This window comes from Halobellus rufus (assembly GCF_000739575.1).
Classification (GTDB): domain Archaea; phylum Halobacteriota; class Halobacteria; order Halobacteriales; family Haloferacaceae; genus Haloquadratum; species Haloquadratum rufum.
Map to the genome: position 1 here is coordinate 1 of NZ_BBJO01000021.1, position 17,010 is coordinate 17,010.

10 protein-coding genes and 4 pseudogenes are annotated in these 17,010 nt (G+C 56.7%); 8 read left to right on the forward strand and 6 right to left on the reverse strand.

What is annotated here, in order from left to right:
* Positions 1–38: 38 nt before the first annotated feature.
* Together ACP99_RS09620 and ACP99_RS09625 are read right to left on the reverse strand one after the other, a co-directional pair.
* Positions 39–797 (reverse strand): annotated as a pseudogene (locus ACP99_RS09620) (site-specific integrase); the annotation flags it as partial.
* A gap of 550 nt (positions 798–1,347) precedes the next feature.
* The gene (locus tag ACP99_RS09625; protein ID WP_049986416.1) at positions 1,348–1,842 is read right to left on the reverse strand and encodes a twitching motility protein PilT; all 495 of its coding nucleotides are present in this window, start codon (positions 1,840–1,842) and stop codon (positions 1,348–1,350) included.
* Positions 1,843–1,925: 83 nt separating this feature from the next.
* Between ACP99_RS09625 and ACP99_RS09630 the strand changes: the two genes are divergently transcribed.
* From ACP99_RS09630 to ACP99_RS21615, 4 genes and pseudogenes are all read left to right on the forward strand, one after another.
* On the forward strand, positions 1,926–5,129 hold the full coding sequence (locus ACP99_RS09630; RefSeq protein ID WP_049986404.1) for an ATP-binding protein: 3,204 nt from the start codon (positions 1,926–1,928) through the stop codon (positions 5,127–5,129).
* Complete coding sequence (locus ACP99_RS09635; protein ID WP_156105641.1) at positions 5,095–5,463, forward strand: hypothetical protein; 369 nt, start codon at positions 5,095–5,097, stop codon at positions 5,461–5,463. Before ACP99_RS09630 ends, ACP99_RS09635 begins: the two co-directional genes overlap by 35 nt.
* Before the next feature lie 248 nt (positions 5,464–5,711).
* Positions 5,712–6,269 (forward strand): annotated as a pseudogene (locus ACP99_RS21610) (hypothetical protein); the annotation flags it as partial.
* 423 nt (positions 6,270–6,692) lie between these two features.
* Positions 6,693–7,400 carry a phage NrS-1 polymerase family protein gene (locus tag ACP99_RS21615; protein ID WP_449271590.1) on the forward strand — a complete coding sequence of 236 codons (708 nt, stop codon included), beginning with the start codon at positions 6,693–6,695 and terminating at the stop codon, positions 7,398–7,400.
* A 143-nt stretch (positions 7,401–7,543) separates the two neighbouring features.
* Here ACP99_RS21615 and ACP99_RS19175 read toward each other — a convergent pair whose 3' ends face one another.
* On the reverse strand, positions 7,544–9,976 hold the full coding sequence (locus tag ACP99_RS19175; protein ID WP_081927375.1) for a sacsin N-terminal ATP-binding-like domain-containing protein: 2,433 nt from the start codon (positions 9,974–9,976) through the stop codon (positions 7,544–7,546).
* Complete coding sequence (locus ACP99_RS19940) at positions 9,973–10,473, reverse strand: hypothetical protein (protein WP_156105642.1); 501 nt, start codon at positions 10,471–10,473, stop codon at positions 9,973–9,975. Before ACP99_RS19940 ends, ACP99_RS19175 begins: the two co-directional genes overlap by 4 nt.
* Before the next feature lie 213 nt (positions 10,474–10,686).
* On the opposite strand from ACP99_RS19940, the gene ACP99_RS09645 reads away from it, so the two are divergent.
* Positions 10,687–11,988 carry a metallophosphoesterase family protein gene (locus ACP99_RS09645; protein WP_049986407.1) on the forward strand — a complete coding sequence of 434 codons (1,302 nt, stop codon included), beginning with the start codon at positions 10,687–10,689 and terminating at the stop codon, positions 11,986–11,988.
* Positions 11,985–12,602 (forward strand): annotated as a pseudogene (locus ACP99_RS20880) (ATP-binding protein); the annotation flags it as partial. The gene ACP99_RS09645 and the pseudogene ACP99_RS20880, both read left to right, overlap by 4 nt.
* Here the strand turns inward: ACP99_RS20880 and ACP99_RS21520 are convergent.
* Together ACP99_RS21520 and ACP99_RS20885 are read right to left on the reverse strand one after the other, a co-directional pair.
* Positions 12,555–13,112: a hypothetical protein gene (locus ACP99_RS21520; protein ID WP_394324863.1), complete on the reverse strand. Its 558-nt coding sequence runs from the start codon at positions 13,110–13,112 to the stop codon at positions 12,555–12,557. The pseudogene ACP99_RS20880 and the gene ACP99_RS21520 sit on opposite strands and share 48 nt — an antisense overlap.
* A gap of 420 nt (positions 13,113–13,532) precedes the next feature.
* Positions 13,533–13,967: a hypothetical protein gene (locus ACP99_RS20885; RefSeq protein WP_231554265.1), complete on the reverse strand. Its 435-nt coding sequence runs from the start codon at positions 13,965–13,967 to the stop codon at positions 13,533–13,535.
* A 6-nt stretch (positions 13,968–13,973) separates the two neighbouring features.
* On the opposite strand from ACP99_RS20885, the gene ACP99_RS20890 reads away from it, so the two are divergent.
* Together ACP99_RS20890 and ACP99_RS21525 are read left to right on the forward strand one after the other, a co-directional pair.
* Positions 13,974–15,461, forward strand: coding sequence for an ATP-binding protein (locus tag ACP99_RS20890; RefSeq protein WP_231554266.1), 1,488 nt, complete (start codon positions 13,974–13,976; stop codon positions 15,459–15,461).
* 312 nt (positions 15,462–15,773) lie between these two features.
* Positions 15,774–16,625 (forward strand): annotated as a pseudogene (locus ACP99_RS21525) (replication factor A); the annotation flags it as partial.
* Positions 16,626–17,010 lie beyond the last annotated feature (385 nt).

Below are 17,010 nucleotides of genomic sequence, written 5' to 3' on the forward strand. Positions count from 1 at the left end.
GAACGCGACGGTCTACCCCTCACACTCGAAATATGTTACTACGGTATACTATCGATCTCCTCGAGCGCCTCAGTAGCGACATCACCGAGTTCTCCGGCCTCGATATGTGAATACCGCTCTCTCACCATCTCCTCTGAATTGTCGAGATACCGGGCGGCAACCGTGTATCCGAATGCTCGAACGAGAACTTCACCCATTCCACGCCGGCCGCCGTGTGGAGCAAGGTAATCGTGTTTCGGATGGTCGATGTCTATCTCTGCAGCTTCTGAGAGCCGTTGGAGAATCGATCGTGTGCCGTCCGTCGTAATCGAGGGCGGCCGAATATCCTCATCGAGCGCCAGGAGGAGGTCGCGAGCGTACTCCTCACGGCGTTCGGCGATTGCCTCCGTATGTTCCCCTCGGTCGGCGAGCTCATCCTGGACGAGCCCTGCGAGCGTCCGCTGGTCGAACGTGGGAAACACCGGCCAGCGCCCCGTCGGTGGGTCCATCAGCTGGCGGTAGCTCCGCAGCGGCGAGATCACCGGGTCGGGGAGACTCGCGGCGTCCCATTGCTGTTTCTTCCGGTAGACGTCCATACTCCCGTCGTCGAGGGAGAGGTCCTCCCAGCGGACGCCGCGCCGGCGTGGGTCATTCGGATCCCGGAGGAGTTCTCCGACGCGGACAGCTGTGTACGCCAAGACGAACACCAGCGCCCGGTCACGAGCCGCCTTCAGCGCCGCGTAGCGCGCTCGCTGCTTGTCGAGGGGGTCAGTATCCTCTGGGAGTGTCGTGTACGCCTCGACGGCGTAGCGGGCCCTGATGTTCTTGACACCGATCCATCCATCGTAGACGATCTGGTCCTCGAACGGCAATAGGACGACACTCGAAACCGGGACTGGAAGTGCAGATTCGTCCCACACTTCGGTGAACGGCAGCCGAGCCGGCCGGACTGCGTATGCTTTCGGCGGTTCTGTCCAATCGAGAAAGATCGCATCGTCCGCTCGATAGCGAACGGCGACGAACTCTCCGGCGACGAAATCAGTCCACGCTGCGACCTGTTCGAGATCAGCTTCTGACAGTTCGGGAGGATTCTGTTCAACGAAGTCCTCTATCAGGTCCGTCGTTGACTCGTTGTACAGCGTATTTCGGAGTGGGAGAAGCTCGTCAGTGTAGTGCTGTTCCAGATCAGCGACTGTTTCGATTTCTTCGATGACCTCGAATCGGTCGTTGACATACACCAACAGATGGGCGTACAGGTCTAGAAACCGTTGCTCACTCTCTTCGGATAGTCGTCTGTCGGCTTCACTCATTGGTAATAGACGTGTTCACGGGCACACTAATCAGGCGTTTCGAACACAAGCAAGCCCGTCATCGATACTCGGAAATCGTCCGATACGGGACGTAGTAACCGATCTCATCGATCCACGTCGACAGCCACCCGTCAGCAGTCGCTTCATCGATCTTCCCAGCATCGATTGCAGCCAACAGAACGCCAACCGACCCGACAACGGTCACGCCCTGGTCTTTCGCAAACGATCGGGCATCTCCGTCGTCTGTCAGCAGCCGACCGTCGTGTGCGTCGGCGAGGGCGAACGCCTGTGCTTCCCCGGGGTCGAGATGCTCACCAACAACGGCTTCTCTGTTTGCGACAGTATCCGAGATCGGCGCGACCGGGATCTCGTCATCAAGCATATCGAGTGCTTCCTGGAGATATGGGTAGTTATCGACGCCGTGTTCGAGCTCCTCACGCACGACTGGTACCGTACAGATTCCAGAGAGGCCAGTAACTACCCACAGCTGATCGATGTACGCAAAATTCGAGAGGACAGTCGTGTTCAAGACGCTCGGGTTCGCTGGGAGCAGATACCCGTCGTTTCGACTTCTACCTCGGCGTTCGGCCTTACGAGGTCGAGGCACTCGAACACCTTGCAGCGAACGTTCGGGCGATGTATCCCGAGAGCTTCCACTTCGAAATCGTCCCGTTCGCCACGACCGACATCTTCGTCGACGACGTCGAGCCCGCTGGTGCGACGCTCGCGGATCTGGCCGCATTCGACGGTATCGACGAACTCATTGAACTGGACGGCTTCGAACCAGACCTTCTCGACACAGCTGAAGATACCCGCGACGAATCTGGGCGTGACGCGAATGCCGATCCGACGCCGCCGGCGATGGTTCGCTGGGAGGGCGTTGAGACGAAGAATAATGACTGGATGACGCTGCTCTCGCAGTTCAGCGAGATCTCGGTCGACATCGAGGATTCGTTCCGGTCGCCCCTGAGTGTTCTCCTCGAACAGGCAACGGAGACGGACGACCCGTTCGTCTTCCAGGTCGTCTTCACGCCTCGTCGTGACTGGACGAAGGAAGCAGAGGTCCAGAAACGGAACCTCAAGATGGGGACGACTGGCGTCTTCAGTTCGTTCAAGCAGGAGGCTGCCGCGATGATTCTCGGCACGTCTGAAGAGGAGCGACGGCAGCGTCACCGGCCTGATACGCCCGAGCAGATAGGTGGGACCATCTCTGGCGGAGGAGACGGTCAATCGACGCGACACAGCCGAATGGGACAGATCGACCTGAAGCAGCCGACCGTGACGTTCGATGTCTCCCTACGAGCGGCTGGCGAACCGAGCGTGGTGAACGGCGTCACTGGCGCGTTCACGGCTCTGAGCGGGCCGTACTACGGCGTCGAGGGGGCAAGCGTCAGTCGGATTGGGCACGAGTTCGACGCGCTCTGCCGGTCGCGACTGAGCGCGACGAGTATCCGAGAGCGCTTCCAGAGCAAGAACCCGATCATCGTCGCTAGCCCAGACGAACTCGCGAATTTCGTTACTGTACCCAGCACAGGCGCGCTCCCGAAGGCAAGCCGTGGCGCGTCTGGTGGGGCTCCAGACGCTCGTTCACCACTCACCGCGACCGACGAAGAGTTGCTCGCGGAATTCGACTCTGGGATGTGCATCGGTGAGGCTGAAACGGCATCTCCCGACCGCGACAACATCCCTATCAGTCTGACTGCGGAGCAACTCACCCATCACGTACTCAGGGCGTCGACGACGGGTGGCGGGAAGACGACCGCGATGATCAACGACGGTCTTAGCGCGTATGAAGAACTCGACGGGCCGATCTTCATCTTCGACAAGAAGGGCGGCAGTATGGCGACAGAGTACAAACGAGCGCACTTCCGCCAGTTCGGCGACCTCGACGACATCGTCCATCTCCCGGTTCCAGGGCCGAACGGCGAACTGCCCGCCTTCCCGTTCTTCGACATTCGGCCCCAGATCGCGGCTGGCATGAGTCGCGAGGCAGCTGTTCAGGAGAAGATCGACCGCTACAACGAACTGCTGGAGTACGTCCTTGGTGACGAACAACACAACCAGGCGTTCGTCGCACAGGAGATTCTCAGCAATCTCATTGGTGCGTTGTTCGACCCGGTGTACGGCCAAGACGCGTACGCCATCAGCGACCTCCTCAATGCGGCCACGAAGATGCAGACCGAACAGAAAGTTCCAGAGGTCAGCGATCCAGAGCTTCACGCGACGCTCACGCGCCACTTCAGTGCCGAGGAACGACGCTTCGCCACGTCGATCGACGCCGTTCTCAACCGCATCACGAAGCTGAAAGAGCGAGATTTCATCTGGCGAATGCTGAACTTCGTTCCCGAATGGGATGGGGAAGCCCAGCGGTATGCTGACGAGCAGATGCTGCTCGACCTCGATGGGCTTCTCGATTCGAAGTCGGTCGTGCTGATCGATACCGGCGAGTTCCGCCCCGCGTCAAGCAACGTCTTCACGGTGCTGATGCTGGATTACCTCTGGTCGTGGGTGCGACTCCGAAAGCGATGGAACCGGACTGTCCTCGACCCTGCCGACGGCTACTGTGTGAACCTGATCATCGACGAGGCCGCACCGATCATGCAGTCAAGTCTCGTTCGTGACGAGATGATTCCTGACGCCCGTGAGTTCGCTCTCGCGTTCGAACTCATCGTCCACTTCCCTGAGCAGGTCAAACGTGACGCATTCGATACGCGGGCCTACAAGGAAATCCTCCGCAACATCAACACCAAGCTCATCGGCAAGCTCGCAATCGACGACGAGCTGGCGACGACGCTGTTTCACGAAGAACTCGACGCTGTCGCCCTCTCGAATCGGATTGCGTCACTCCCTCGCGGTGAGTGGCTCGCCCAGTTACCCGATACCGGCTTCATGACCGACACGCCGGAGTTGGTGACGCTCAAGCCGCTTCCCGTCCCCGACGGACACAGCGATGGAGAGGAGTCGGTCGACGCGGGCACGTACAGCCCGACGGCAGCGATGACCTTCCAGGAAGCCGACGAACTGCAGTGGTCACGCACTCGATTCACGTATTGTCTCGTCCCTGGCGTCAACAGCCCGCCAGATGCCGCCCAGCGTGCAGCCCGCTATGGAACCGGCCCGATGAACAGCGCGACAACCGAACGACCACCGACGCCTCCGGACAGAGATGAGAAGGCTGAACGCCCGGCTCCCGACGACACTGACGAGTCCAGGAACCCGGACGAAGACGACTCTCAGGTGGAGTCCCATTCAGATTCTGCTCTGGGCGGGGCTTCCAACGAGTTCGGAACCGTTCTCGGAACTGGTTCGCCATCACGAGTTCAATCGGATGATGCGACGGATAGAGACACTCCAGGAGCGGAGGGACCAACCGCAGATACCACACCCCACGTCTCTGATCTTCCAGCGACACCTGTGACTGCGAAGAATCCCGACCAGGAGGGTGACCTGCCAGACACAGAACGGCAGTTCCTTCGAGATGTGATCGAGGGGATCAACGGCGAACTGGATGGGTACGATCTGACGCAGTCGATGACGGCCATCCGAGATGCAATAGAGGGGGAGGTCGACGAAGAGCAGTTGGTGGAAGACGGATTCCTCGAAATTCAGCGCGTGTACGGTCGGAAGTACTACTACGTTCCTCCAGCTGGGCAGACTGCAGTCAGCAGGAAGATCTACGCGGGCCGGAACAACGGCGACCTATTCGAGAAAACGGCTCACAAGGGTCTACGTCGAGTACATCGCTCGGCACCTTCGAAACCGGGGTCTTCTCGTCGAGACCTACTACGAGCCGATGGCCGGCGGGATGGTCTTCGACGTCGCCGCGTTCCTTCCGCGTGACGACGGCAGCCGACAACTCGCAGTGATTGCTGAGGTGGTGACGAACATCCGCCCGGAACTGATGGTCAAACACTACGATGATCTCGCGTCGTTCGAGGGGGTCAGGAAGATGTGGGTAGTCCCGCATACGGACGTCGCCCACGAAATCATCAGAGCACTGGCCAATGCTGGACGTCTTGAGAACGTACCCCACAAAACTACCAAGAACTATGCACGTCTCTCCGAGGAGGCGTTCGACAATCCCCGCGAATGGCGATTCGTCGGCGGTCGCAATATCATCGAATCAGTCGACCAAGCTGAGGAGGACTCAGAGGGCCATGATCTGCGTCACTAGCTGGGCGCACCGGGCGCTCTATAGAGTCTCTAAAGCGACCTCCTGCTTTCCTGCGTCTATCGACGAAACACCTAGAATAGGTCTTGGAAGGAGAGGGAACGCAGGTCCGCACGAGCAGCGCGCAGTCATACGGTTTTGGGCGCACGGGCTCGTTTCGGAGGGGGCACAGAGCGCACAGCGCCGCACTGAGATTTATCGCGATACCGAATCGGCCGTGAATACGACAGAAGCAGTTCCCCGTTCCATCCATGTCCAGCAGTGAAATCGACGAGCGTTTGATTCCAGATAGATTGGCCGAGTGTGAGCAATGGATCTGTTGGCAGGAGGTCGAACGTGATGGGAAGCCGACAAAGGTTCCGATCAAGCCCTATCATACCAGTGGGACCTCGAACGCCAGTGCGACGGACCCCGCAACGTGGCGTGATCTCCAGAGCGCGCTCGAGTTCCATCAGAGCGACCGCGTCGATACCGATGGGATTGGATTCGTCTTCGCCTCCGAGACCTCTATCGTCGGCGTTGACCTGGATGACTGTCGTGATCCTGCTACTGGTGACCTCACTGACTGGGCTCGTGATATCGTCGAGCGACTCGATTCCTACACCGAGGTTTCTCCATCTGGCCGTGGTGTTCACGTCCTCCTCGAAGGAGAACTCCCGCCTGGACGCAACCGGCGTGGTGACGTCGAGATGTACGACGAAGCTCGGTTCTTCACCGTCACGACGGACCACGTCGACGGGACGCCTGAGACGATTGCTCGCCGGCAAGACGCACTGTTCGGTGTCCACTACGAATACGTTCAGTCCTCCCCCGATTCGGATACTGAGGCAGTTGACCTCGACCAGGTGGTCGACGCGGCAGCGGAGACTAGGAACGAAGCACAGGGTGGCGAACCTACTGGTGATGGACCCAATGGAGAATCCGGTGACGAGAAACCACAGGCTCTCGGTTCGAAGTCGAGTCTGTATGCTCGCTATGGCCTCGATTTCCCGGACATAGAAGATCCGGCGCTCGAGGTCGCACTGCACAGTTGCAGCGTAGATGTCCTTCCCGATGATCCCCCGGCTACACTCGACGAAATCGCCGGTCCCGGGGTCGCCCTCGACGATGACGCACTCCTAGAGCAGGCGATGGCCTCGAAAAGTGGCGACACCATCGCGGCTCTCTACGATGGAAACAAGGAACTCTGGGCGTCACCCGAGAGCCGATATCCCTCGCAGTCGGAGGCAGACATGGGGCTGTGTTTCTACCTGGGGTTTTGGACCGGTGGCGATCCCGAACGGATGGATCGCTTGTTCCGGGATTCCGGCCTCTACCGGGGAAAGTGGGATCGGGTTCACTTCGCGAACGGCGCGACGTATGGAGACGTGTGTATCGCTCGGACGCTCCTGACTATCGATGACTACTACACCCCGCCAACGGGCCGAGAGCGTTCAACACCTGATGACCGAGACGAAAACCTAGGTGAGACGGCACTCTCGGAGGAGCCAGCTCATAACACTGGTTTTGATCCTGTGGATACTGACGCCGTTGACGACGCTCGTCGTTTAGCCGCAAAGGTACAACGTCAGCAGCGTGACCTTGACGAGAAGCGTGAGCGGATTGCAGAATTAGAGAGTCGGCTTCGTCAGTATCGGACAGTTCTCGGGATTGACCCTGCCAGCGAGAGGACTCTCCTCAGAGAACTGAGGGACATAGACACTGTCACCAGCAACGGGAGTCGAAGCCACCCTATACACCAGTCCTCCACTGAACGAAATGGTGACAGTGAATCCAAAGACAGTGCGGAGCTTCATTCGAATGGACGAGGCAAGCACGACAGCGAGAATACGGCTGCCGATGACGGCCTCCCCTCTAGTGAAGAGATTAGTGCAGCCCCAGAAGAGGGGAAATCATCCTCAAGCAGACTACTCGACCGCCTTCGCCGGCGACTATCCTGAGATGTCGTGGTCACCCTGCTGATGGAGTTCTTAAACGGCCGCCATCAGGGGCGAAAACAACCCTGGCGCGACGTCACTACGTCCTGAATGTACTGTTGACAAGGAAATTCCCTGTCTTTGGTTCCTAAGTGATTTCAGCCGGATTATATGACTTCGTACTCGTTTTCGGAGATTGTTTGTATCTCATCGAAGTTAATTTGAATAGATCTGTCCACATCCAATACGTTCTCTCCTTTAATCTCGACTAAACGTGGTCTGCTTAATGTATTGCGTACGATGTATAGATAGTAATTATCTCGATCCGATTTCAGACGGGAGAACTGCTTAGTTGTTAGTCGAACTGATGGCGAACTTGAATCACTGCCTTTCACCTCGATAACTCGCCCATCTGACTCAAGATCGTAGCCTTCTACTTCCTCATGACGAGGTAGTGCTTTTGCCTCTCGACCTTGGGTTTCTTCGAACCGTAATGCTGTTTCGACTGCTATTTGTTCTACAAAGGTAGTCTTGTCGAGATTTGAGTCTACTCCGAGCTCTTCAAAGAAGCGGCGCCATTGACTGACTTGATCAGATGAGCGAAGATACTGTGAGGAGAGGAAATCTGGGTTTCCAGGGACCAATCCGTTGTCGTGGAGTTGTTCAATTCGGTGCTCTGGATTGTAATCTTGTGAGAAGATAGCCGATGAAGGAGAAAGCCATTCCCCATCTTTTGTAAGGACTTCTATGGCGCCCAGATCTGTAGCCTCAATCTCCTGTTGAAGATATAGTTCGAAGCACTCCCGCGTTTTGTCAATCTTCGATTGCTCATCCAGCTTCGGCCATTGACGCCCTAAATTGAGCGAATTTGAAGCTTGCAGTTTGTGTTCTATATCTTCCTGTGTTATCTCCTCCACTCCTAAGGTCGTTAGAGTGTTCAGAATGCCTGCGGTGCGGAGATCAGGATGAAGTATGGATATACTTCCCCGAAGCTGTTCTGGAATTGTAACGCCTTTTGCAGGATATGAGACCTCTTTTGGCTGTTTTAATTCATACTCTTCGGTGAGAACAATAGGCTCTCGTCTGATTCTTGTCCCAGCAAGAGTACTATCTGCCCACTCTCCAAATAGCTGGTAGAGACTCTTGAAAAAGGCGACATTTTGATTTGATGATTTCAACTCTAAGAGAGCCTCCATGCTGTTTGAGAGCCCTTTAGATGAGGAGAATGAAGGGCCATCGCTCATCTCATTTTTCAGCTGAAATACAGTCTCGCAGTCTGAATGGATGTTTGCCCTGTCTGGGTATAGCTCAGAAAAGTCGGAGGCTGAAATCAGCTCATTTAATGAGTCCTGTATCGTCACGCAGCCTGATGGTTTAACAAACTCACCATCTGTAGTAAGGATAACTGGAGACTCTTTCAGGTATTCTTGAAGGGGCTGCTGTATCTCCTCATTAAACAAACTATGACCGCCTTCCTTGGGGTAGAGAACTTTGGTAAAATTCTGTTTCCACTTCTCATTATGCTTGAACGTAGGGACAACATGGTCCTGAATCAGCTGAGAAACTTCTCGTGCTAGCCAGCGGTTCCATGGTGCGTCTCGATGTATTGTTTCGCGTCCAGGTGCTGTAAGGAAGTCGGCTTGTACTAAGAAATTCAAACCGCTGGGAACTTCTTTCAACGGCAAGAAACTAAACACTCCCATATGGGCGGTACCTTCGTGTTTCTGCAACTGGCCATCGTCATCCAATTTGAATGCGACTCGGACTTCTCTAGTGTCTAGATTATCGCGTTCCCATCGCTGTGTCATAGGGTCGTCTTTGACCTGATCAGGGACTGAAACGATATTATCAAAGACAAGCCATTTATTAGTCTTCTTTTCTCCGTCTTGTTCTACAGTTATTCGGATTATCTCATACTCTGAATTTGATTCGAGGAGTTCCTTTTCGATTGTTTTTGAGACGTTATTGATTCGATCGTGTATATTGACTGTCTCTAAGTTCTTTAGAAAGAGAACAGTGGTATCTGATATGTGCTCTGCACTCAGTTCTTGAACAAGCTTGTCGAAGGTCTCGCTTGTAATCGCATCGGAGATAGGAATGTCGAAAGCGGTGGAATACTGTTTTGGGATCTGCGGAACACCGTGGTTCATCCACAATGGTGTAATCTGCCACGGAATTTGGCTGGGGTCATCCCAGTGTTCTTTGTCGAATTTAAACTGATAGCCACTCGAATTGATACGGGGATTATCCGATATTAAAAAGACTGACTTGAATCCTACTCCAAGATACCCAATATACTCTTCACCTTTCTCAGAATGTGCTTTGGAAGAGTGTCCGACATTACATAGGCTCTCGATATCGTCATAATCGAACGGACGACCGTCATTATATATCTGGATGCGGTCCTCTGTCAATTCTAAGGAAAATGAAGAACTTTGGCAGTCATCGGCGTTCTGCAGGAACTCCATCAAAAAGTGCCATTGCTCTGGAAATGCTTTCTCCAGCCGATTGATCGCACCTGCAAGCGCTTTCAACAGACTTGGATCCGTATCTTCCTGCCGAGTACGGAGCTGCTTAATATGCTCTTTCGGATCAGTCATTTTTCGGTAAAGATATCGCGTAGCTCAGGTACACCACCGACATCATGACTAGGAGCACTTGAAATATCAATTTCCACTTGTTCCGACTTCTGTAACGCATCTGGGTCTGAGGAATGCAATAATGACGTATGCTTCGCTTCGTAAGATATGAGTCCTAGCTCTCCGTGGAAATCGTCAATAAATACAACATATCTATATTTCCGATTTGGCTGTAGCTTATCAAGATCTACGTACCAGCCCCCAGGTATCAACTGTTCTAGATGATAGTACTCTTCGCTATCCTTTATCGAATACGCAAAGCCATTGGCATCAACGATTTCAAATTCATCGCGATCCCAGTAACAAATGGAATTGCTGATGTTCTCAATTACAAGGCTGAGTAACAAGCCATCATAATGAAGAGTCTCTCCATAGTCAGAGACGGTCTCGTCTATGTGTTCTGCTCCTACTAGTTCAAAAGAGAGATATTCTCCCTGGCCGACGAAGGCTTCGGACATATGGACCCGGTTGGATGCCTTGTCTTACAAATTTTTCTTTTAGATTGACGCTATGATGAACACTCGCTCTGTAGTCGAGCCTTGAGTCTTAGCAAAAATGAGATTCCAAACAGTAACTGTATATTGGATACGTCTCACCCTCTCTCAGTGCAAGAATGGGTGACATTTATTTATCAGTGACTTGTGGTTCTATCTCACTGTCTAGCTGTACTCATGAAGGACGCCTTGGAACTACTGTCCACGGGAGATCTCCACCTCGGCCGTCACCCGAGTCGAATTCCGGATGATTTGGATGGTCCGGAGCTGTCGCCGAAAGCTGTCTGGCTGTCGACGGTCCAAGAAGCAATCGACCGGGACGTCGACGCGGTCGTGATTGCTGGTGATGTTGTCGATCAGGAGAATCGCTATTTCGAGGCGTATGGCGCGTTCGAAGACGGGGTTGCACAACTCGACGAAGCGGGGATTCCAATCGTCGTGGTAGCCGGGAACCACGACTTCGATGCCCTCCCTGAGATGGTCGATAACCTCGACGCTGACACGCTCCAGTTTCTCGGGAGAGACGGGCAGTGGGAACGCTGGACGCTCGAACGGGACGGCGAGCCCATCGCCCACTTCGATGGCTGGTCGTTTTCAGCCGAACACGTCTACGAGTCCCCACTCGAAGAGTACGAGCTTCCGACGACTGATGACGCGCCCCAGATCGGCGTGCTTCACGCCGATCTAGACTCGCGAGGCAGCCGGTATGCACCGGTTCTGTCGAGCGAACTCCGCGACACCGCAGCAGATGCCTGGCTACTCGGTCATATTCACAGTCCAGGCATCCAAATCGACTCGCGTCCACTGGCCTTGTACTCCGGGTCGCCACAACCCCTTGACCCAGGAGAACAGCGGGCCCACGGCCCGTGGACGATTTCGATACCCGAAAACGGAGACGTACATGCTGAACAGATCCCTCTGGCATCCGTTCGCTACGACCGGGTTTCGGTCGATGTCTCCGGGGTAGACGACCCACAGGAAGCGACCGCCGTCATTTCGGACGAAATCAAGGAACACGTTCGCTCCGAACTCGATACGAGGTCGCTGGAGCTCAGCCTCGTTCGCGTTCGTCTCACCGGACGGACGGATGCGCACTCGGCGCTCGTCGATCAGCATCGATCGATGGAGCGTGACCTCGGATTCCGGGAGGGATCGGTTTCGGTCCGGATCGAATCGATTGATGTCGATACCCGGCCGGCAATCGATCTCGAAGACCTTGCGGAGGGAGACAATGCAGCTGCATACCTCGCGGGTCTCCTGCTCGAAATCGAGGACGGTGATCCTCGCGAAGCCTACGGTGACGTGGTCGATGACTCGCTAGGCGCTGTACGGCAGGCTCATAGTGCGAATGCGTACAACCCGCTTCGACGCGAGACTGAACTTGAGGATCCGGACGACGCTGACGCAATCGACCATCTCGAACAGCAAGCACGGGTGCTGCTCGATACCCTACTCAGCCAAAAGGGGGGTAAGGCGTGACCAGGGACCCGATCTGCTTCGAGGAAATCCAGATCGTCCAAGCTCCTGGGTTCGAAACTGGTGGCTTCTCGGTCGATGACCTGTGCTCCGGCATCAATGTCGTTCATGGGCCGAACGCGGCAGGAAAGACGACGCTCGCTGAGTCGCTCGAATGGCTTTGCTGGCCCGAGACCGCCGACGAACGTGCATCCCTCGTGGGGCAGCTCTCACTGAATGGTGAAGCCTGGCGAGTCGAAGTCGACAATGGGCGCACGAGCTACCAGCGTGACGGCCAGGAGGCGAACGGTCCGAGCCTCCCGCCGGCCGATCAACGCGACCGCTACCGTCTTTCCCTCCACGATCTCCTCCAGCGAGACAACAACAACGAATCATTCGCCGAGATAATCGAGCGAGAATCGGCTGGCGGCTACGATCTCTCTGCAGCATACGACGAGCTCGGATATTCGGATTCCCCGAGTCGTGCCAACAGGAACGTCGTCCAGAACGCCAAGGGAGCGATTCAGGAGTTGCGTGACGCTCGGAACGACGTTTCCGAACTGCGCCAAGAGCAGAACGAACTCTCCCGGTTACGTAGTGAACTGGAGGCAGCGCGTCGCGCACAGGAACGCTCCGAACTGCTCGAGCAGGCGATCGACTACGCACAGGCGAGAAACGAGCTGGAGCAGGCTGAATCGAGGCTCGACGAGTTCCCCGATATCGTAGACCAGGTCGACGGGGACGAAATCGAGCGTGTTCGATCCCTCGAAGATGACATCGACGAGTGGACCGACAAAAAAGACGAGGCCGAGAAAACGAAAGCGGACGCTCAGGACCGGCTCGATGAGGCTGATCTTCCTGAAGAAGGCCTCCCGACAGGCCGTATCGACCATCTGAAAGAGCTTCGCGATGACCTCGATTCTGCGGAGGGCCGGAAACGCGATCTCGAGGGAGAGTTGGCTGACGCAAAACGGCAGCGAGAAACTGCCCGAGAGGACATTCCCCTCGATGTCGATACCGAGGACCTCGTTGGCCTGGAGCCCGTCACGTGGAAGACCGTCTCGAAGTTCGCACGAGAGGCCGAGGAACTCCAGTCCGAGCGTGAAACCCGGGAGGCCGTCCAGCGACTTCTGGAGGACGGGGAGCATCCTGAGCCCGATTTACCCACGCTCCAACGTGCGAGTCAGTCGCTGGAGGAATGGCTGGCTGCGTCCGTTTCTACGGAGTCGAACGACGGTTCGGAAGCATTCCGCATCGCCACGTTCTCGGCCATTTCCCTCGCCTCGACGGCCGTCGCGCTGGGACTCCTGGTGCATCCACTACTGTTCTCCATCTTGGTCGTCGCCGCTGGCATCTTCTGGTATGGGCTGCGCGCCCGCTCACAGTCCGCAGACGGAGGGAATTCACGAAAACCGCACCGTGAGTCGTTCGAGAAAACCGGTCTAAAGCCACCAGAGACGTGGTCCGAGGATGCGGTTCGGGCCCGTCTGATCGGACTGTACGACGCAATCGCAGCGCACAAACTGGCCGAGCGACGGTCCGAATGGCGCGATAGCCTGGCGACGGACTCAGACACACTCGAACAGAAAGAGCGGGATCTGGAGAAAACACGTACCAAACTTCAAGATCAGTTGGGCGCCGCGCCAGATGCGTCTGATGTCGAACTCGCCGTGATCTCCAAGCGAGTACTCGACTGGCAGGAAGCCCACGACGAGGTTGAAGGGATTCAAGAGAGCATCGACACTGTCGACGAGCAGATCGAGACCGCCCGTGAAGACCTCCAAGCGAAACTTGATCCCTACGGCTACGACGGCGTCCAGAGCTCCGGCGAGGCGACCGAGGTAATCCGAAACCTCGAGAACCGCGAACAGCAACGCGAAACCGCACAGCGGGACCTCGACCAAGCTACCGAGACGATTCAGGAAGCGACCGAGAAGATAGATGCGCTGGAGGACGAACGCGACGAAATCTTTGCGGATCTGGAGCTCAACTCCGGTGACCACGATCAGTTGGAGGAACTCTGTGAGCAGGTCGAAGCATACGACTCGGCTGCGGAGGCTGTACGAGAGGCCGAAATCAGGGCGAACACGGAGGCCGAAGAACTCGAAAGTTACCCAGAATTCGAACCGGACCTCAAGGAGCAGGAGATTGCTGACCTCAGAGAGGACCTCCGTGAGGCGGAACGAACTGCCGAGGATTTCGACGACCTGCAGTCACGGATTGCCGATATCAAGGCGGAGATCAGACAGGCGAAGTCCGACGACCAAATTGAAACGGCGCTTGCAGATCGTGACCGGGCGCTCGATGATCTGCAAGACCAACTCGAGGACGACTATGCTGCGATGGTCGGCGACGTCCTGGTGGATCACCTTCAGGAGGCGACCATGGAGACCAGTCGCCCGGACGTCTTCCAGCGTGCTCGTGAAATCCTGGCGACGATCACTCGTGGCCGGTATCGGTTGGACTTCGACGAGAACGAAGTCGAGTTCCGTGCGTTCGACGAATCGAAACAGAAGGGACTTGGGCTCGACGAGCTTTCGAGCGGTACTCGGGTCCAGGTCTTGCTCGCCGTTCGGATCGCCTTCGTCGAACAGCAGGAGCAGGGCGTTCGGATTCCGCTCCTCCTCGACGAGACACTTGCCAACACGGACGACCGCAGGGCGAAGACCATCATCGAGTCGACGATTGAACTGGCTCGGAACGGCCGTCAGGTCTTCTATTTCACCGCACAGGGCGACGAAGTGGCGAAGTGGACTGCTGCACTGGAGAGCACGAACGGTGTCACCCACGAAATCATCGACCTTGCGACGGTTCGCGATGTCGACGATTCGGTCCACATTCCCGATCTGGAATCTGTCGAATCATTCACTCCGAAGGCCCCCAGTCGAGACGGTCACGACCACGCTTCGTATGGGGACGAACTTGAGGTGGACTCGTTCAATCCGCACCGTGGCGCGGGGACGGCGCACCTGTGGTACCTGGTCGACGATGTCGAAACTCTCCAGCAACTCCTGGAGCTCGGGGTCGAGCACTGGGGGCAGCTGAATAACCTCCTTCAGTGGGGCAACGGGGACCTCTCCTCCGTTGATTCCGACCAGATAACGGTCGCAGAGGAGAATGCTGCGGCGCTGAGCGAGTTCGTCGACGCCTGGAAGGTCGGTCGTGGCGAACCCGTCGATCGAGAGGCTCTCGAAGCTTCTGGTGCGGTGAGCGGTAACTTCATCGACGAGGTCACTGCACTTGCCGAATCGGTCAATGGGGATGGAAGACAGATCGTCGATGCCCTGCACGATGGCGAAGTGAACCGCTTCCGTAGCGGGAAAGCGAACAAGCTGGAGACGTATCTCGAAGAGAACGGGTACATCGAACCTCGTGAGACGTTGGACCACGGCCAGATTCGTGCCCGCGTTATCGAGCGCTACGTCGACGAAGGCGTCTCTCGAAGCGAAGCTAAGGACAGGACCGACGAACTGCTGTCACGCCTAGGTCAAGCCTGACCCCCTCGGATTACTCTCAGACTTCGTGGCCTGCTGGCGACTGATTCTGGGATTTATCATACCCAAGGGGATGAGGAGAATCAGAGAGGGAGCGACGAAAACACACCCTGACAGCGAATCGGTGTGTCTCGAACGCTTCCTCCAGTTCCTCCTCGGAGAACAACGATGTCCAGCACTGTTGCCCCAGACCTGCAGGATCGTATCCAGACCATCAGCGATGCATTCACGGCGTTCGACGAATCCCGAGTCGCCGGCGGAAGTGACCCGACGTTCGTCCTCGACCAGCGCGATATCGAGGACCAACTGGAGCGGATGTGCGCCTACCGAGTTCCGATGGACGAGGCTGTTCGAACCGTCGTTCGGAAGGCCTGCACCGATGCCGACCTCGACCGCGATGACCTCACCGACGACCTCGCCAAACTGGCTGGCTACGGCGGACGTCCCCAGAAGGCTGCTCGGACGATGCTCAACAGCATCGATGAGGCCGACAAGTGGGTCGACATCGTCGCCGAAGTCGTCGAACTGTGGGAGCCCCGGAGCGAGAAGATAGCCCAGGTCGGACTGCTGGGTGACGAGTCCGGCCGACTCAAGTTCGTCGTATGGGCCAGCGCCGATCTGCCCGAACTCGAGGAGGGTGGGACCTACGAATTTGAGAGCGTCGTCACCGACGAGTACCAGGGCCGGTTCTCGGTGAGTTGCAACTCCGCTACCTCGATCAGCAAGACAGACCAGTCCGTCGAGGTCAGCGACGGCACGATCGAAGTCGTCGGGAGCATCATCGACGTTCAGGAAGGTTCGGGCCTCATCAAACGCTGTGGACAGGACGACTGCACTCGCGTTCTCCGGAACGGCCGGTGTGCCGAACACGGGCAGCGAGACGGCGACTTCGACCTCCGAATCAAGGCGATCCTCGACGACGGTGAGCGGTCGGTCAGCGTGCTGTTCAACGAGGAAGCGACGGAAGCGGTCACCGGCATCTCGTTGGACGATGCGACGACGATGGCGATGGACGCACTCTCGACCGATGTCGTCGCCGACGAGATCAGCGACCAGCTTCTGGGTCGCAGGTTCCGACTCACTGGCAGCGTCTTCGGGACGTACTTCCTCGTCGACGAGGCTGAAGAGACCGACGCTGTGTCAGCTGGGTTGGATGCAGATGCAGTTGCACCCGCGCTCACGCAGCGCCAGCCAGCGACGCGGCTGTTCGCTGAGGAACTCAACGCGACCACCCACACGTTCCAGGAATCCGACGAAGAGCGCGCTCCTGTGTACGGCCTGACGCCAACTGGGATCGGCATCAACCGGGTGTTCGTCGTCGGGACGCTTACTGAGACGACTGACGTCGGTAACGATTCGGAGTACTGGCAGGGAAAGGTGTTCGCAGCCAGTTCCGCTGTCTACGTCTATGCCGGCCAGTACCAGCCCGAAGCGATGGCGGCGCTCCGAGCAGCGGAGACGCCCACCTACGTCGCGATCGTCGGCAAGATTCGGACCTACGAATCCGGAGATCGGGTCAACGTTGCCATTGAGCCCGAGTCGATCACCGAGG